Origin of the sequence: Caulobacter sp. BE254, assembly GCF_031457295.1 — a bacterium.
GTDB lineage: Bacteria > Pseudomonadota > Alphaproteobacteria > Caulobacterales > Caulobacteraceae > Caulobacter.
The window spans coordinates 383,435-400,053 of record NZ_JAVDWJ010000004.1; the positions used below are offsets into that span (position 1 = coordinate 383,435).

Genomic DNA, 16,619 nt, shown 5'->3' on the forward strand with positions numbered 1-16,619 from the left:
TCCATGGACGCTCCAACGATGCCGGCTCCGTCTGCGAAGATCGGGCGGTACAGGTGGGTCATTGTCGGCCTGCTGTTCCTGGCGATGGTGATCAACTATGTCGACCGCCAGACCATCGGCCTGCTGAAGGCCGACCTGAGCAAGGAATTCGGCTGGGACGAGACCCACTACGCCGACCTGGTGTTCTATTTCCAGCTGGCCTACGCCGTCGCCTACATGGCCTGGGGCAAGATCATGGACAAGATCGGGGCCCGCTGGGGCTTCGGCATCGCGTTCCTGATCTGGCAGATCGCCCACATCGGCCACGCCCTGGCGCGCGGCTTCGGCGGCTTCGCGGTCGCCCGCATGGGCCTGGGCATCGGCGAGGCCGGCGGCTTCCCGGGCGGCATCAAGGCCGTGGCCGAGTGGTTCCCCAAGAACGAGCGCGCCCTGGCCACCGGCATCTTCAACGCCGGCACCAACATCGGCGCCATCGTCACCCCGCTGGTGGTGCCGGGCATCGTCCTGGCCTTCGGCTGGCAGATGGCCTTCATCGTCACCGGGATCGCCGGCCTGCTGTGGCTGCCGCTGTGGCTGATCGTCTATCGCCGCCCGCGCGAGCAGACGCGCCTGTCGGCCGCCGAACTGGCCCATATCGAGCAGGATCCCGCCGACCCGGTCGAGAAGATCGGCTGGGTCAAGCTGCTGGGCAAGAAGGAAACCTGGGCCTTCGCCCTGGGCAAGTTCCTGATCGATCCGATCTGGTGGATGTTCCTGTTCTGGCTGCCCGACTTCCTGGGCAAGCGCTACGGCCTGGACCTGAAGTCGTTCGGCCCGCCGCTGATCGCCATCTACCTGATGAGCGACGTCGGCAGCGTCGCCGGCGGTTGGCTGTCCTCGCGCCTGATGAAGGCCGGCTGGAGCATCAACGCCGCCCGAAAGACCACCATGCTGGTCTGCGCCCTGCTGGCCATGCCGGTGATCTTCGCGGCCAATGTCGACAGCCTGGTCGTCGCCGTCCTGATCATCGGCGTCGCCACCGCGGCCCACCAGGGCTTCTCGGCCAATCTCTACACCCTGCCGTCGGACGTGTTCCCGCGCGGCGCGGTGGGTTCGGTCGTCGGCATCGGCGGCATGCTGGGCGCGGTCGGCGGCATGGTGTTCTCCAAGTACATCGGCAAGGTGCTCGACCAGATCGGCACCTACACCCCGATCTTCCTGGTCGCCGGCAGCGCCTATCTGATCGCCCTGCTGGTGGTCCACCTGCTGACCCCCAAGATGGAGCCCGTGAAGATCTAGCGGTCGTCACGCGCGCCTGGAAAACGAGCCCCCGGTCGCGAGATCGGGGGCTTTTTCGTGGGGAGGCGGTATAAGGCCGCATGTCTTCCCCCCTCCCCTTCAAGGTCGCCCTGGTCGGCTACGGCTTCGTCGGCAAGACCTTCCACGCCCCGCTGATCGCCGCCACGCCCGGCCTGCTGCTGCACACGGTCGTCTCCAGCGACCCCGCCAAGGTCCTGGCCGACCATCCCGGCGTGAAGGTCGTCGCCGACCTCGACGCCGCCCTGGCCGACGCCGAGATCGACCTGGTGGTGATCGCCACCCCCGACCCGCTGCACGCGCCCCAGGCCCACGCGGCGCTGGACGCCGGCAAGGCCGTGGTCATCGACAAGCCGTTCGCCGCCACCCTGGACGAGGCCCGCGCCCTGGTCGACCACGCCAGCCGGGCCGGCAAGTTGCTGAGCGTGTTCCACAACCGCCGCTGGGACAGCGACTTCCTGACCCTCCAGGCCCTGATCGCCGACGGGTCGCTGGGCGAGGTCGTGCAGTACGAGAGCCATTTCGACCGCTTCCGCCCGGTGGTCCGCGACCGCTGGCGCGAAAAGCCCGGGGCCGGCGCCCTGCTGGACCTGGGCCCGCACCTGATCGACCAGGCCCTCCAGCTGTTCGGCCCGCCCCTGGCGATCCAGGCCGACCTGGCGGTGCAGAAGGACGGCGGCCAGGCTCCGGACTATTTCCACCTGGTCCTGCGCTATCCGCGCCTGCGGGTGCTGCTGCACGCCAGCCAGATGACGATCGACTCGCGCCTGCGGATGGCCGTGCACGGGACGAAGGGCAGCTTCGTCAAGCAGGGCCTGGATCAGCAGGAGAACGCGCTGAAGGCCGGCGTCGCCCCGGGCTCCGAAGGCTGGGGCGCCGACCCGAGGCCAGGGACCCTGACCGTGACCGACGGCGAGGGAACGGCCAGCCGCGAGGTCGAGGGCGTCCCCGGCGACTACCTGGCCTATTACGCCGCCATCCGCGACGCCCTGTCGGGCCACGGTCCCAATCCGGTCCCGCCGGAGGAAGCCCTGGCGGTGATGACGCTGATCGACCTGGCCCAGCGCAGCGCCGCCGAAGGCCGGGAGCTGGCCCTGTGAGCGACGCCGAACTGCTGGCCGCCATCGCCGCCCAGGAAAAGGCCCTGGTGTTCCAGCACTTCACCCTGGAGGACGCCTGGAGCCTGGGAACCGCCCTGCGCGACGCGGCCCTCGCCCGCGCCGCGCCGGTGGCGATCGACATCAGCCTGCGCGACCGCCCGCTGTTCCACGCCGCCCTGCCGGGCGCGGGTCCGGACAACGCCGACTGGGTGCGCCGCAAGCGCAACACGGTCCTGACCCTGGCCACCAGCACCCTGGCCGTGGGCCTGAAGCTGAAGGCCTCGGGCGAGACCCTGGAGCAGCGCTACGGCCTTCCGCCCCGCGACCATGCGGCCCACGGCGGCGGCTTTCCGCTGACCTTGGCGGGTCTGGGCTGCATCGGCGCGATCACGGTATCGGGCCTGCCGCAGGTGGAGGATCACGCGCTGGTGGTGGAGGTGCTGGAGCGGGTGCTGAAAGCCTGACGGGGTCGCTCGTCAAATGTTGTCATCCCGGCCGTAGCGCAGCGAAGAGCCGGGACCCAGGAGACTGGGCGAATGCGGTGCGGCCGCCCCTGGATCCCGGACAGCCTCTGCGAGGCTTCCGGGACGACAACCGGTATGCAGCGCTTAGCCTTCAGCAGGCTCGTCCACCGCCACCGGATCATCTCCAGCCCCCACATCCCCCTCCCCCTCGTCCGGCGCCTCCGGCAGCGGTGTCGGGCGCTCGATCCGGGCGCGGATCTCCGGGTCCTTCAGCAGGGCCACCCGCATCACCTCCCGCGCCCGCGGCGCGGCGGCGCTGGAGCCGAACTGGCCGCCGTGCTCGATGATCACTGACAGGGCGTAGCGGGGGTCGTCATAGGGGGCGAAGGCGATGAACAGGTTGTGGTCCTTCAGGCGCCAAGCGATCCCCTGGTTGCTGCGCGAGGCCCCGGCCGCGTACTGGCGCACCTGGGCGGTGCCGGTCTTGCCGGCCATCTTCACGTCGCCCAGACCCAGCTGGCTCTGCTTGAAGGCCCCGCCGGTCGGATCGTTGGCCACCGCCGCCATGCCGGCCCGCACGATCTCCAGGTGCGCCTGGCTGAACGGCAGGTCGGGCACGGCGTCGCCCTGCGGCTGCTCGACCCCGCCCACCGACTTGACCAGGCGCGGATTGAGCGCCTTGCGGCCATTGGCCAGCCGCGCGGTCATCACCGCCAGCTGCAGGGCGTTGACGTTGATATAGCCCTGGCCGATGCCGTACGGCACGCTGTCGCCCGGATGCCAGACCGGGTCGCGCTTGAAGGCGGTCTTCTTCCAGTCGCGCGAACCGACCAGGCCCTTCTTCTGGCCCGGGATGCCGATGTCGAAGGTCCCGCCGTAGCCGAAGGCCTTGGCCGTGGCGGCGATCGGGTCGGGGCCGATGCGCAGGGCCATCTGGTAGAAATAGACGTCGCAGCTGTTCTTGATGGCGGCGTGCATGTCCTGGGCGCCGTGGCCGCCCTTCTTGTGGCAGTGCCAGACCCGGCCGCCGAACGCCCAGCCGCCGGCGCAGACCACCCGCTCGGTCGGGTCCACCCCCGCCGTCAGGGCCGCCATGGCCACGGTCGGCTTGAAGGTCGAGCCGGGCGGATAGGTGCCGGTCATCACCTTGTCCAGCAACGGCTTGCGCTCGTACTCGGCCAGGGCCCGGTATTCCGGCCCGGACAGGCCCTTGACGAAGCGATTGGCGTCGAAGCTGGGGGCCGAGGCCATGGCCAGCAGGTCGCCGTTGCGGCAGTCGATGACCACGATCGCCCCGCTTTCGTCACCCATCACCTCAAGCGCGCGGTTCTGGATGTCGGCGTCCAGGGTCAGGCGGATGTCGGCGCCGGCCTTGGCCGGAATGTCGCCCTCCGGGTCCAGCCGCACCGTGCGGCCCTGGGCGTCGACCTCGGCCTTGTTGGCCCCGGCATGGCCGCGCAAGGGGGCGTCGAAGGCCTTTTCCACGCCCAGCTTGCCGATCCGGAAGCCCGGATGGTGCAGCAGCGCCTGGTCCTGGGTCGGATCGTCCTTGGCCTTGTCGAGATCCCGGTCCGAGACCTTGGCGACATAGCCGATCACGTGGGCGAAGGCCCCGCCGAACGGATAGACTCGCACCTCGCCCATGTCGGCCGTCACCCCCGGCAGCTCCGGCGCCCGGATGTTGACCCGCGAGAACTCCTCCCAGGTCATGTCCTCCATCACCGCCACCGGGGTCTTCTTCGGGGCGTGGGCCAGGTCCTTGAGCAGGCGGGCGCGGCGGGCGGCGTCGATGGGCACCAGCAAGGCCAGTTCGTCCAGGGTCGCCGGGGCGTCGAATCCCGTGTCCTTGGTGACCAGCAGCCGGAAGTTGGGCCGGTTGGAGGCCAGGGCCACGCCGTTGCGGTCGTAGATCGCCCCGCGCGGCGGCGAGACCAGGCGATAGTTGAACTGGTTGCCGGCCGAAAGCTTCTGGTAGCGCTGGGCCTCGACCAGCTGCAGCTGGGCCAGGCGGCCGCCCAGGGCCAGCAGGCCCGCCCCCGCCAGGCCGCCCATCAGGAACGCCCGGCGGTGGAACATGCCCTGCCGCTGGTTGACCTCGGAAAAGAAGATCGCCGGCTCGCTCATCGCGCCGCCCCGCGAACGGACGGGGCAAAAACGGACGGGGCAAAGACGTCAGACGACGTCGCTCGACAACGCGCTCGAAGCGCGGCGGCCAGGGGAGTCATGGGATGGGAAGGGCCGCGCGCTGGAGTTGATCTGCGCGCAGAGTGGACCTGCGCCGGCCGCCGTCAAGCGCCCGGCCCGGCTTGCTGAAAATAAATCCGTCGCCGAGCGTGAAGCCCTACGGCGCCACCGCCTCGGCCCCGTTCACGGCGAAGCCGTGCTGCTGGAGCGTATAGGTGCAGCTGGGGCAGATGGCCCGGTTGGCGACCACCGCCTTGAGCACGGCGCCCTGCCACACGCCGCCGTTCTGGACGGCCGAGGAGAACACCGCCAGCGCCTGCTGCTCGGCGTCGTTCATGTGCCAGGTGCCCTGGCCGGGCGTCGGCGACGCCCCGCCCAGCACCGGGACGTGGAGCGCGGTTTCCATCTGGCTGAGCAGCGTGCCGGTTATGCCGCTGGCGCTGGCGCCCGCCTCGGTGACCAGCACCGCCCGGTTGCCGTTCTGCAGCTTGATCACGGCCGCGCAGTACGAGGTGTAACTCAGGGTTCGCGCGGGGAGATAGCCGACGATGAAGTTCATCGCATTGCGCGCCAGGGTGAGAGACTTCACGCTTTCCTCCATGAAAGTCAGGCGTTGGGGGCCAAGGGTGGCCAGCGAGCTGGATAAACATTAAGGCGAATGGGATTCCACTGAAAGCCTGGATTGCATTTCGCGAAATGCAAGACGCCGGAGCGCGCCGCCCGGCGAGTCAGGGCTGTCGCCTATGATCAAAAGCGGCTGTCATCCCGGACGAGCGCGAAGCGCGAAGATCCGGGACCGACGCGTGAGCTCGGAGCTTCCGGCGGTCCCGGATCGGCGCCCGGCTTCGCCGAGCTTGTCCGGGATGACAGCTTCTTTCGGCGCGCATCCGTTTTCCATGGCCCCGCCAGCAAGGCCCGGACGCGCAACCAAGAGCACGTCCGAGAAAAATCCCCTCATCGCTCACGGCGCGTTTTCCCAACGATTACAACGTCGAAATTTCGCTTATCCTCCCCCTCCCACGCCGCCGCATAATCACTGCACCACAAGGCGATGGGGAGGGCGCTAAGGCCTGCGACCTTCGCGGCCTTGGGGTGCGGTCGAGCGGGAAACGCTCGTCGGCGGCGGCGCGCTCTCAAGGCGGGCCGTGACCTTGCATCCTCCAGGGCCGGCCGGGCATGGAACACTAAAACGGCGTGGATGCGAGGGCTGGCGAGGGTCAAGGCGGGCGGTGACGCCCGCCGCAAGGGACGGGGCTTCGCGGGCCTCGCCCTCCCGTCGGGGGCCAAGACCGGCGAGGTCCGAACAGGGCCGATCGCCGGACGCTCCCGGATAACGACCGCGCGGAGCGTGGGTCCTGGTCGAAACGGTATTGTCTACAAAGCTTCCGGGCCTGGCCCGGCGCTCCGCAGCCCTCCCCAACTTCAGCGGCTCGCCGCGTGAGGCGGTCAAGCCGTGTCCAGAGCTGGGGACAGGCGCATGCGCCTGTCCCCGTCCGCATCAAGGAGATCCCGATGCCGAGAACCCGCACCCGCGTCCTCAACCGCACGCGCCCCCACGATCCTGACTATCCGCCAGCGCGCGTGGCGCACATCCGCCGCGACCTCCGCAAGAAACTCGCCAAGCACTTCGGCGCGCTGCGCCGCGCCGAAGCGGCCGTCGCCCAGCAAAAAGCCCCCGGCCTTGCGACCGGGGGCTCTGCTGGTTCAGCCGACGAGGACGAAGACTAGCGGATGACCCGCGCGCCCTTGCCCTTCATCACGGCCTCGACCTCGGCCTGGCGCACCATCGAGGTGTCGCCGGGGGTGGTCATGGCCAGGGCGCCGTGAGCCGCGCCGTACTCGACGGCGGCCTGGGGGCCCTTGCCTTCCATGAAGCCAAAGGCCAGGCCCGAGGCGAAGCCGTCGCCGCCGCCGACGCGGTCGTAGATCTCGAGGTTCTCGCGCATCATCGAGGCGTAGAACTCGCCGCCGGCGTAGAGGATCGCCGACCAGTCGTTGACCGAGGCGGTCTTGGCGTTGCGCAGGGTGGTGGCGGCGACCTTGAAGTTCGGGAACTCCTTCACCGCCGTCTGGATCATCTTCTTGAAGTTGGCCGGGTCGATCGAGCTGATGTGCTCGTCCAGGCCTTCCACTTCAAAGCCCAGGCAGGCGGTGAAGTCTTCTTCGTTGCCGATCATCACGTCCACGTACTGGGCGATGTGGCGGTTGACCTTCTGGGCCCCTTCCTTGCCGCCCTGCGACTTCCACAGGCTGGCGCGGTAGTTGAGGTCGTAGGAGATCACCGTGCCGTACTTGCGAGCCACCTCGACGGCCTCGATCACGGCTTCGGCGGTGTTGGACGCCAGGGCCGCGAAGATGCCGCCGGTGTGGAACCAGCGCACGCCTTCCTCGCCGAACAGCTTTTCCCAGTTCACTTCGCCGGGACGGATCTGCGAGGCGGCCGAGTGGCCCCGGTCGCTGCAGCCCAATGCGGGACGAACGCCGAAGCCCTTTTCGGTGAAGTTCAGGCCGACGCGGGTGTTGCGGCCCAGGCCGTCGAAGTCGCGCCAGATGACGTGGGAGGTGTCGACACCGCCCTGCATCATCAGATCCTCGACCAGCCAGCCCAGGTCGTTCACCGGCAAGGCGGTGACGGCGGTCGAGCGCTTGCCCCAGCACTTCTTGAAGGCGCGGGCGACGTTGTATTCGCCGCCGCCTTCCCAGACGTTGAACTGACGGGCGTTGCGAACCCGGCCGAAGCCGGGGTCGAAGCGCAGCATCACTTCACCGAAGGAGGCGCAGTCCCACTTCGTTTCCGAAGCCGGGCGGATGTTGAGGATGTTGTCGGTCATTTAGGCTTTCCCACGAACCTTCTTGATGAGTTCCACCGTCTCGCGGACCTTGGCGGTGATGCCGGCGTAGTCGCCCGCGTCGAGCAGTTCTTGCGTGATCAGCTTGGAGCCCATACCGGCGGCCACGATGCCCGCGCCGAACCACTTCTTGACCGAGGCTTCGTCGGGATCGACGCCGCCCGTCGGCATGATGCGGGTCCAGGGCATCGGGCCCAGCACCGCCTTGATGAAGTCCGGGCCGCCGACCGACGAGCCGGGGAACACCTTGACGATCTCGCAGCCCAGTTCCTCGGCGTAGGAGATTTCCGAGGCCGAGCCGCAGCCGGGCGAATACGGGATCTTGCGGCGGTTGCAGACCTTGGCGACGTCGGCGTTGAGGATCGGGCCGACCACGAACTTGGCGCCGTTGGCGATGTAGATGCCGGCGGTGGGCGCGTCGACGATCGAGCCCACGCCCATGATCACGCGCGGATCGGCCGAGGCGAAGTGCCTGGTGACTTCGTAGAAGACGTGGCTGGCGAAATCGCCGCGGTTGGTGAACTCGATGCAGGGCGCGCCGCCGTCGGCGCAGGCCTGGATCACCTTCTTACAGACCTCGACGTCCGGGTGATAGAAAACCGGGATGACGCCCTGGTCCATCAGCGCCGTCAGAACGGCCATGCGGTCTTTCACCATCAGTACTGCTCCTCAAAGGATCGATCTTGCGTGCGGCCCCGTGTGAAGGCCTCGGCGTGGAAGATTTCGCCGTCTTCGGCGCTGGGCGACCGTTTAGACCGCGTCGCGCGCGGACGCCACTCCGCAGGCTCCCCCGACGTCAATTCGCGCGTCTTGCCTGCGTGGCTGTCGTCCTTCGTTTCCAGGCCCATTTCCCGGACGCCGTCCCGATCGTCGCGGGTCCGGGCGTGCGGGGCTCTCAAAATAAAGGGCGCCGGACCGAGGCCCGACGCCCGAAAGTTTGCGCAGGAGCGAACTCTAGAAGAGCCGCGGACGCCCGGGACCGGGTAGGCCGGTCCAAAACGTCAGGCGAAACCGGCGGCAGATTGGCCAGGCCACTTTGCCACCGGTGTCATTTAGGAATCTACTCCGAAGCGACGCCTTGTGCAAGCGGCGTCAAAACGTTGTTTTGGTTTTGACGGCGGTGATGAAAATGGAGGCTAGGGACACGCCCTTGCGGCGTGTCCCCGTCAAGCGGCAGGGATTGGGGACACGCCGCAAGGGCGTGTCCCCGTCAGCAACCGTCACCCCGTATTCCGCAACCCCGCCGCGATGCCCGCCACGGTCAGTTGGATGGCCAGACGGAGATTCTCGTCCTGGTCGCCGGCCCGGCGGCGGGCCAGCAGCTCCAGTTGCAGGTGGTTCAGCGGATCGACCGACAGCCCGGCCAGGGCCACCGACTCCGCCAACTCCGGCTGGTTGTCCAGCAGGGCCGAGCCGCCGCGGATCGCCAGGGCGATCTGGCGGGCGCTGTCGTGCTCGCGCTGGATCGTGTCGAAGATCCGCTGGGCGTTCGCCTTGTCCGGAGAAAGGTCCCTGTACCGGGCCGCTATGCCCATGTGGCTCTGGGCCAGGGCCAGCTCCATGTTCGACAGCAGGGCCCCGAAGAAGTCGAAACCCCCGGCCAGGTCCTGCAGCTGCTGGGTGGAGAGCCCTGCCCGCTCGACGCCGGCCGCGAAGCCGTACCAGCCGGGCAGCATGAACCGAGCCTGCGACCAGCTGAACACCCAGGGAATGGCCCGCAGGTCCTCGATCTTGCGGCTGGCGGTGCGGCTGGCCGGGCGGCTGCCGATGTTGAGCCCGACGATCTCGCCGATCGGGGTGGCCGACCAGAAGAAGTCCTCGAACGCCGGGTCGTCATAGACCAGGGCCCTAAAGCCGTGGAACGAGGCCTCGGCCAGGGCGGTCATCGCCGCCTCGACCTTGGGGTCCGCACGATGGGCCGGTCGCTCGCTGGCCATCAGCACCGCGGCGGCCAGGCCGTCGAGGTTGCGGCGGGCGGTGGGCTGGTCGCCGAACCGGCGGGCGATCATCTCGCCCTGCTCGGTCATGCGGATGCGGCCCTGGACGGTGCCGGCCGGCTGGGCCAGCACCGCCTCGGCGGCCGGCCCCCCGCCCCGCCCGACGCTGCCGCCGCGACCGTGGAACAGTTGAAGCCCGACGCCCATCCGCTCGGCCTCGAACGCCAGGGCCGAGGCGCCGCGCGCCACGCCCCGACGGCTGGCCACGTAGCCGCCGTCCTTGTTGCTGTCGGAATAGCCGAGCATGATCTCCTGCACCGGCCGGTCGCCGAGAATGGTGCGGCTGAGCGGCAGCTCCAGCCACTGGCGCAGCACCCGCGGGCCGTTCTCCAGGTCGCCGATGGTCTCGAACAGCGGGCTGATCTTGACCGAGGCGCGCGGCGCGGCCCCGCCCCAGACCAGGCCCACCTGCTTGAGCAGGACCAGCGGCTCGAGGATGTCCGACAGGGTCGCCGACTTGGAGATCACATAGGCGCCGATGCAGCCATGGCCATAGTCGCGCACCGCCTGGGCGGCAGCCTCCATGGTCGCCAGCTCGCGGGTGGTCTCCTCGCCATAGGCGGTGAACGGCGAGACCAGGGGCCGCTGGTGCGACAGCTCGCCGATCAGCAGCTTGGACCGGGCTTCCTCGTCGAGGTCCAGGTACTTCACGCCGGTCCCGGCCCGCTGGAACAGCTCGTGCAGCGTCCGTTCGTGGACGTCGGCGTTCTGGCGCAGGTCCAGGCTCATCAGGTGGAAGCCGCAGGCCTGGGCTACCTCGACCAGCGTGCGCAGGGCCGAGCCGACCAGCCGCTCGCCGCCGTTGCGCTCCAGGCTGTCGATGATGATCTTCAGGTCGGCGACGAAGGCTTCGGGATGGCCATAGGGCTCGACGTCGGTGCGGGCGGTGGCGAAAGCCACCCACTGGTTGGTCAGCTTCTGGGACACCGCCGAGAGGCGGTCGAAGATCAGCTCCAGGGCCAGACGATAGGGCTCGTCCAGGCGGTGGACGGACGGATCCTTGGTCTGGGCGGCCAGGGCCAGCAGTTCCTCCGACACCGGCACATAGGCCGTGGACACCGCCAGGTTCGACCAGAGCTTGCGCACTTCGCTGGCGTACCAGTCGAGGATCACCCGCGATTGCGAGGCCAGGGCCAGCTTCAGGGTGTCGCCATTGACGCCGGGGTGGCCGTCGCGGTCGCCGCCCAGCCACGAGCCCATCTTCAAGAGCGGGGCCATCTGGCCGTGGGCGCCGATCTGCCGCGACCAGTCGCCATAGAGATCGATGATCGCCGGCAGGATCGAGGTGCGGACGATCGACAGGGCGTTGCGGATCTCGTCCTTCACGGTGATCCGCTCGGGGCGATAGAGCCGGGTGCGCCACATCAAGGCGATCTCGCGGAACAGGTTCTCGCGGATCTCGGCGTCCAGGTCCGGCGGCAGGTGGTGGCGGCGCAGGGCCATCAGCCGCGAGATCTCGGTCTCGCGGTCGACCATACTGCGGCGGCGCACCTCGGTCGGGTGGGCGGTCAGCACCGGCACAACGTTCATGGCCGCCAGGACCTTGGTCAGCTCCTCCGGCGACTTGCCCTTGGCGACCAGCGCCTTGACGGCGTCGACCAGGGTGCGAGGGCGCGCGTCGCCGGGCTGGGCGTCGCCCTCGGCGTGACGGCGGCGGCCAGCGACGTCCTCGCCGATATTGGCCAGCATCGAGTGGCTGGCCAGGGCCCGGGCCAGGAAGATCGCCTGCTCGCTCGACAGGTCGGCGAACAGATGGTCCAGCCGCGGGGCCTCGCCGTCCGGCGCCTCTTGCGAAGCGGCGGATCGCGCCGTGGCCACCAGCCGAGCGGCGTCCTCGCCGTCCAGATAGGCGATGGCCTCGTTCAGCAGGTCGCTGAGCAGGTTGGCGTTCTGTCGCACGTGGCGGCTGGTGGGGCGATCACCGTCGAGGGACAGAGGCATGCGCGAAGCTCCGCGGCCGTCGCGAGGACGCGACGGCTCACCAGGGAAGAAACGTCCGAAACGCCGACCGGATGTTGGACCCTTGCCGACGCAGCGGCGCCCTTACCGCGCTTTGCAGACCGCGAAAAGGCGGCCGGCGCAATGGTTCCGGTACCAAATTCGCTTTTGCGCAGATTCCTGCCTCTAGCGGGCCAGCCATCCACCGTCGACGGGCAAGGTAATGCCTTGGACGTAGTCGGCGGCCCGCGACGCCAGGAACACGGCGGCCCCGCCCAGGTCGCCCGGCTGGCCCCAGCGCCCGGCCGGGATGCGGGCCAGGATCGAGGCGTTGCGGTCGGCGTCGTTGCGCAGGGCTTCGGTGTTGTTGGTGTCGAAATAGCCGGGCGCGATGGCGTTGACGTTGATGCCCTTGGACGCCCACTCGTTGGCCAGGATCTTGGTCAGGCCCGCCAGGCCGCTCTTGCTGGCCGTATAGGATGGCACGCGGATGCCGCCCTGGAAGGACAGCAGGCTGGCGATGTTGATGATCTTGCCGATGCTGGCGGTGTCGCTCGCCCCGTCTTTGGCCTGCTTCAACACCTGCTTGGCGAAGGCCTGGGTCAGGAAGAACACGACCTTCAGGTTGGTGTCCATCACCGCGTCCCAGTCGGCCTCGGAGAACTCGATGCTGTCGGCCCGGCGGATGATGCCGGCGTTGTTGACCAGGATGTCGACCTTGCCGAAGGCGGCGACGGTCTCGTCGACCACCCGCTGGACGGGTTCGATCGATCCGAAGTCGGCCTTGATCGACAGGAACCTGCGGCCCGTGGCTTCGACCGCGGCTTGCGTCTCGGTCGGGGCGCTGCGGCCGGCGGCGGCGATGTCCGCGCCCGCTTCGGCGAGCGCCACGGCCACGGCCTGGCCCAGGCCGGTGTTGGCGCCGGTGACGAGGGCGACCTTGCCTTCGAGGCTGAACGGATTGGCCATGGTGCGTGCTTCCTGATCCTGAATCTTGTCATCCTGGGCGGCCTGAAAGGCCGATCCGGGACCGCCGGAAGCGTATGCGCTTGGGGCGGTCCCGGCTCTTCGCTTCGCTACGGCCGGGATGACAGCCGCAGGGAAGTGGAGCCCCCGCCCCTATTTCAGCTGGCAGATGTCCAGCACGTTCATGTCGGTATAGTCGAGGTTCTCCCCGCCCATCGCCCAGATGAAGGTGTAGTTCGAGGTGCCCGAACCCATGTGGATCGACCACGGCGGGCTCATCACCGCTTCCTCGTTGGCGATCACGATGTGACGCATCTCGTCCGGCTCGCCCATGTAGTGGAAGACCCGGTCGTTCTCGCCGAGGCCGAAGTAGAAATAGGCCTCCGAGCGGCGGTCGTGCAGGTGGGGCGGCATGGTGTTCCAGACGCTGCCCGGCTTCAGCACGGTCATGCCCAGCAGCAGCTGGGCCGACTTGCAGGTGGTCGGCACGATGTACTGGTAGATGGTGCGCTCGTTGGAGGTCTCCAACGCGCCGCGCTCCAGCGGGACGGCGTTGGCGAATTCCAGCTTCTTGGTTTCGAACGCGGCGTGGGCCGGCAGGCTGGTCAGGTAGAAGCGGGCCGGGTTGGCGGGGTCGACGCTTTCGAACACCACGTCCTTGGCGCCCATGGTCACGTAGATGCCGTCGCGCGGCTCGATGTCGTAGGCCACGCCGTCGACCGTGACCTTGCCCTTGCCGCCGCCGACATTGATCGCGCCCAGTTCGCGGCGCTCCAGGAAAGGGTGGCCGGCGGCCGAGGCCGGCTCGGTCTGGTCGGGCAGCTTGACGCCCTTGGACACCGGCGCGGCGCCGCCGACCACGAAGCGCTCGGCGTGGTTGTAGTGCAGCACGATATCGTCGGCGGCGAACAGGCCGTCCATCAGGTAGCGATCGCGCAGGTCGTCATTGCTGACCGCGAACATCATGTCCGGGTGGGTGGCGTGGTAGGTCTTGGTGAACATCGGGAGGCTCCGGAAAATCTATTCGGCGGCGTGTTTGATCGGCTGGACCGGCCGGGCCCAGTCGGGCCGTTGGTCGAGTTTGTAGGCCTTCTTGGGCAGGTTGTAGGTCAGGTCGACGATCAGCTCGGCGGCCTCGACCTCGTCCATGCGATGCTCGCACACCATGCGCGCCAGGAAGGCGCTGTCGACGCGGCGGGCCACGTCGTGGCGGGCGGGGATCGACAGGAAGGCGCGGGTGTCGTCGTTGAAGCCGACGGTGTTGTAGAAGCCGGCGGTCTCGGTGACCTGCTCGCGGAACCGCATCATGCCCTCGGGGCTGTCGTGGAACCACCAGGACGGACCCAGCTTCAGCACCGGATAGTGGCCGGCCAGCGGGGCCAGCTCGCGGCTGTAGACGGTCTCGTCCAGGGTGAACAGGATGATCGACAGGCGCGGGTCGTTGCCGAAGCGCGTCAGCAGCGGCTTCAGCGCCTCGACATATTCGGTGCGCATCGGGATGTCGGCGCCCTTGTCGCGGCCATGGCTGGCCAGCAGGGCGGCGTTGTGGTTGCGGTGCGAGCCGGGGTGGATCTGCATGACCAGGCCGTCGTCCAGGCTCATGCGAGCCATCTCGGTCAGCATCTGGGCGCGGAACAGCTCAGCCTTGGCCGGGGTGACCTCGCCCTTCATCAGGCTCTGGAACAGGGCCTCGGCGTCGGCTTCGGACAGGTCGGCGGTGGCGGCGGTCGGGTGGCCGTGGTCGGACGAGGTGGCGCCGGCCGCGATGAAGGCCTGGCGACGAACGCGATGGCCTTCCAGATAGCCCTTCCAGCTCGTGACGTCCTGGCCGGACACCTCGGCGAAACGCTCGAACGAGCGGCCGAAGCGCTCGTCCTCGAAGTCGATCACCGCGTCAGGGCGATAGGCGGTGACCACGTGGCCGCCCCAGCCGCTCTCGCGAATGGCCTTGTGGTGCTCGAGCCGGTCCTGCGGGCCCTCGGTGGTGGCCAGGGTCTCAATGTTGAAGCGGTCGAACAGGGCGCGGGGACGGAAGGCCTCCGTCGCCAGCGCTTCGTTGATGGTGTCGAAATAGAGGTCGGAGGTCTCGGCGCCCAGGAACACCTTCAGGCCGAACACCTGGCTGAACACGTGGTTGAGCCACAGCCACGACGGCGTGCCGCGAAACAGGTGGAAGTTGCTGGCCAGCAGGCGCCAGGCCTCGCGCGGATCGGTGGCGGGCACGCCGGCCTTGGACCGCACCTTCAGCGCGTCCAGGCTGATCCCCTGGCTGTAGAGCATCCGGAACAGGTAGTGGTCGGGCGCCAGCAACAGGTCGGTGGCGTCCTCGAACGGGGCGTTGGTCGCGAACCAGGCCGGGTCGGTGTGCCCGTGCGGGCTGATGATCGGCAGGGTCTTGACCTGGCCATACAGCGCCCTGGCCACGCCCCGCGTGCGCTCGTCGGCCGGAAACAGGCGATCGTCGGAAAAAACCAGGGGCCGGGTCATGGCGCTTCTTACTCCCTACTCCGCCGACGGCTTTGGCAGGCCGTTTTCGACGCGGTTGGTAACCGGTGTCATGGCGCCATGCAAGCCAAAGCGCCCGCGATCCTACCCCGCCGGCGGGGCGCCCGACGACTCCCGGACGACCAGATAGGGGATCGTGCTGTTGGGGTCACGCTTTTCGCGAGCCGCCGCGCCGATCAGCTTCTCGGCGGCGATGCGTCCCACTTCCCGGGTCGGAATGTGGATCGTGGTCAGAGGCGGCCAGACGGCCTGGGCGATCTGGAAGTCGTCGAACCCGACCACGGTCAGGTCGGCCGGCACCTGCAGCCCCGCGCGGCGGGCCGCCTGCAGCACGCCGGCGGCCATTTCGTCGTTGCCGGCGAAGATGGCGGTCGGTCGGGGGGTCTGGGACAGCAGCGCCTCGCCGCAAGCCAGGCCCGACTCGAAAGTGTAGGCGCCCTGGACGACGTAGTTCGATTCCAGCTTCAGGCCGGCCTTGTTCAGGGCGTCCTCGAACCCCCCTCGCCGCTCGTGCGACGAGCGGAAGCTGGGCAGGCCGCTGATGAAGCCGATCCGCCGATGGCCCAGCTCGACCAGGTGGGCGCCCATGGCCTCGGCCCCCAGCCGGTCGTGGCCGACAATCATGTGCTCGGGCTTGTCCAGCTCGACCGAGGCGATGCGGATATATTCGCAGCCGATCTCGCCCAGCAGCTTGGCCACCCGTTCGTCTTCCGACACCGAGGGCGGCAGCACGACGCCGAACAGCTTCTGGCGCTCAACGAACGAGCGCACGTCCTGCAGGAAGGTCGGGCTGGAGCGGTCGCAAGGGTGCACGACCAGCTCGAAGCCGGAGCCGCGGATGCCGTCCAGCAGGCCCAGCTGCATGTTGACGACATATTGCGGGTTGGGGTTGTCGTAGATCATGCCGATCAGGAACGAACGGCGGAACGCCAGGCCCCGGGCCTGGGGATCGGGCGCGTAGCCCCACTCGGCGATCACCGCCTCGATGCGCTCGCGGGTTTCGTCGCGCACGAAGGGCGACTGGTTGATGACCCGCGAGACGGTCTTCTTCGACACACCGGCCAGGCGGGCGATGTCGTTGATGGTCGCACGCTTGCGGCCGCCTTCGAGGCCAGCCTCCAGGCCGGCGTCGATTTCGACGCCATCGGTGTCCGGCAAGGGGGTCTTGGACGAGGTCAAAGCGTTTCCATGCGGCGATCGTTGTTCCGTTTTGTCATACCCTACCGCCGACGGCGTCGCTACAAATGCACTTTCGGGCGCAATTGCCCTATGGTGACACCGGTTTCCCCGACGTACAGACCAGAAGGGCAGCACGAAAAG

At 68.5% G+C, this 16,619-nt stretch carries 13 protein-coding genes; 4 read left to right on the top strand and 9 right to left on the bottom strand.

From position 1 onward, the window contains the following. Nucleotides 1-3 precede the first annotated feature (3 nt). The 3 genes from J2X41_RS10635 (at nt 4) to J2X41_RS10645 (ending at nt 2,860) form a co-directional block, all read left to right on the top strand. Nucleotides 4-1,278 carry an MFS transporter gene (locus tag J2X41_RS10635; protein WP_310081731.1) on the top strand — a complete coding sequence of 425 codons (1,275 nt, stop codon included), beginning with the start codon at nt 4-6 and terminating at the stop codon, nt 1,276-1,278. Between the two features lie 80 nt (nt 1,279-1,358). Continuing rightward, nucleotides 1,359-2,396, top strand: a complete 1,038-nt coding sequence (locus J2X41_RS10640; protein ID WP_310081733.1) for an oxidoreductase — start codon at nt 1,359-1,361, stop codon at nt 2,394-2,396. Beyond that, nucleotides 2,393-2,860, top strand: coding sequence for a heme-degrading domain-containing protein (locus J2X41_RS10645; RefSeq protein ID WP_310081734.1), 468 nt, complete (start codon nt 2,393-2,395; stop codon nt 2,858-2,860). The genes J2X41_RS10640 and J2X41_RS10645 overlap by 4 nt, the downstream gene beginning before the upstream one ends. A 144-nt stretch (nt 2,861-3,004) precedes the next feature. Here the strand turns inward: J2X41_RS10645 and mrdA are convergent, their stop codons facing one another. Together mrdA and J2X41_RS10655 are read right to left on the bottom strand one after the other, a co-directional pair. Next, nucleotides 3,005-4,984 carry a penicillin-binding protein 2 gene (gene mrdA / locus J2X41_RS10650; RefSeq protein ID WP_310081736.1) on the bottom strand — a complete coding sequence of 660 codons (1,980 nt, stop codon included), beginning with the start codon at nt 4,982-4,984 and terminating at the stop codon, nt 3,005-3,007. Nucleotides 4,985-5,201: 217 nt separating this feature from the next. After that, complete coding sequence (locus tag J2X41_RS10655) at nt 5,202-5,633, bottom strand: hypothetical protein (protein ID WP_310081738.1); 432 nt, start codon at nt 5,631-5,633, stop codon at nt 5,202-5,204. 923 nt (nt 5,634-6,556) lie between these two features. On the opposite strand from J2X41_RS10655, the gene J2X41_RS10660 reads away from it, so the two are divergent. Next, nucleotides 6,557-6,772 carry a hypothetical protein gene (locus tag J2X41_RS10660; protein ID WP_310081739.1) on the top strand — a complete coding sequence of 72 codons (216 nt, stop codon included), beginning with the start codon at nt 6,557-6,559 and terminating at the stop codon, nt 6,770-6,772. On the opposite strand, the gene J2X41_RS10665 is transcribed toward J2X41_RS10660, so the two are convergent. The 7 genes from J2X41_RS10665 to J2X41_RS10695 all read right to left on the bottom strand — a co-directional run bounded on the left by J2X41_RS10665 (nt 6,769) and on the right by J2X41_RS10695 (nt 16,478). Further along, the gene (locus J2X41_RS10665; protein WP_028037821.1) at nt 6,769-7,875 is read right to left on the bottom strand and encodes a sugar kinase; all 1,107 of its coding nucleotides are present in this window, start codon (nt 7,873-7,875) and stop codon (nt 6,769-6,771) included. The two genes, J2X41_RS10660 and J2X41_RS10665, sit on opposite strands and share 4 nt — an antisense overlap. Beyond that, nucleotides 7,876-8,550, bottom strand: coding sequence for a bifunctional 4-hydroxy-2-oxoglutarate aldolase/2-dehydro-3-deoxy-phosphogluconate aldolase (locus tag J2X41_RS10670; protein ID WP_028037822.1), 675 nt, complete (start codon nt 8,548-8,550; stop codon nt 7,876-7,878). It abuts the gene before it with no gap. A gap of 563 nt (nt 8,551-9,113) precedes the next feature. Continuing rightward, nucleotides 9,114-11,831, bottom strand: coding sequence for a phosphoenolpyruvate carboxylase (gene ppc / locus J2X41_RS10675; RefSeq protein WP_310081740.1), 2,718 nt, complete (start codon nt 11,829-11,831; stop codon nt 9,114-9,116). Between the two features lie 183 nt (nt 11,832-12,014). Beyond that, entirely contained in the window at nt 12,015-12,797 is a 783-nt protein-coding gene (kduD, locus tag J2X41_RS10680; RefSeq protein ID WP_310081742.1) for a 2-dehydro-3-deoxy-D-gluconate 5-dehydrogenase KduD, read from the bottom strand. 150 nt (nt 12,798-12,947) lie between these two features. Continuing rightward, nucleotides 12,948-13,796 carry a 5-dehydro-4-deoxy-D-glucuronate isomerase gene (kduI, locus tag J2X41_RS10685; RefSeq protein ID WP_310081743.1) on the bottom strand — a complete coding sequence of 283 codons (849 nt, stop codon included), beginning with the start codon at nt 13,794-13,796 and terminating at the stop codon, nt 12,948-12,950. Between the two features lie 18 nt (nt 13,797-13,814). After that, nucleotides 13,815-15,281 carry a glucuronate isomerase gene (uxaC, locus tag J2X41_RS10690; protein WP_310081745.1) on the bottom strand — a complete coding sequence of 489 codons (1,467 nt, stop codon included), beginning with the start codon at nt 15,279-15,281 and terminating at the stop codon, nt 13,815-13,817. 102 nt (nt 15,282-15,383) lie between these two features. Continuing rightward, nucleotides 15,384-16,478 (bottom strand): LacI family DNA-binding transcriptional regulator, encoded by a 1,095-nt coding sequence (locus J2X41_RS10695; RefSeq protein WP_404979919.1) that lies wholly within the window; start codon nt 16,476-16,478, stop codon nt 15,384-15,386. Between the last annotated feature and the right edge of the window lie 141 nt (nt 16,479-16,619).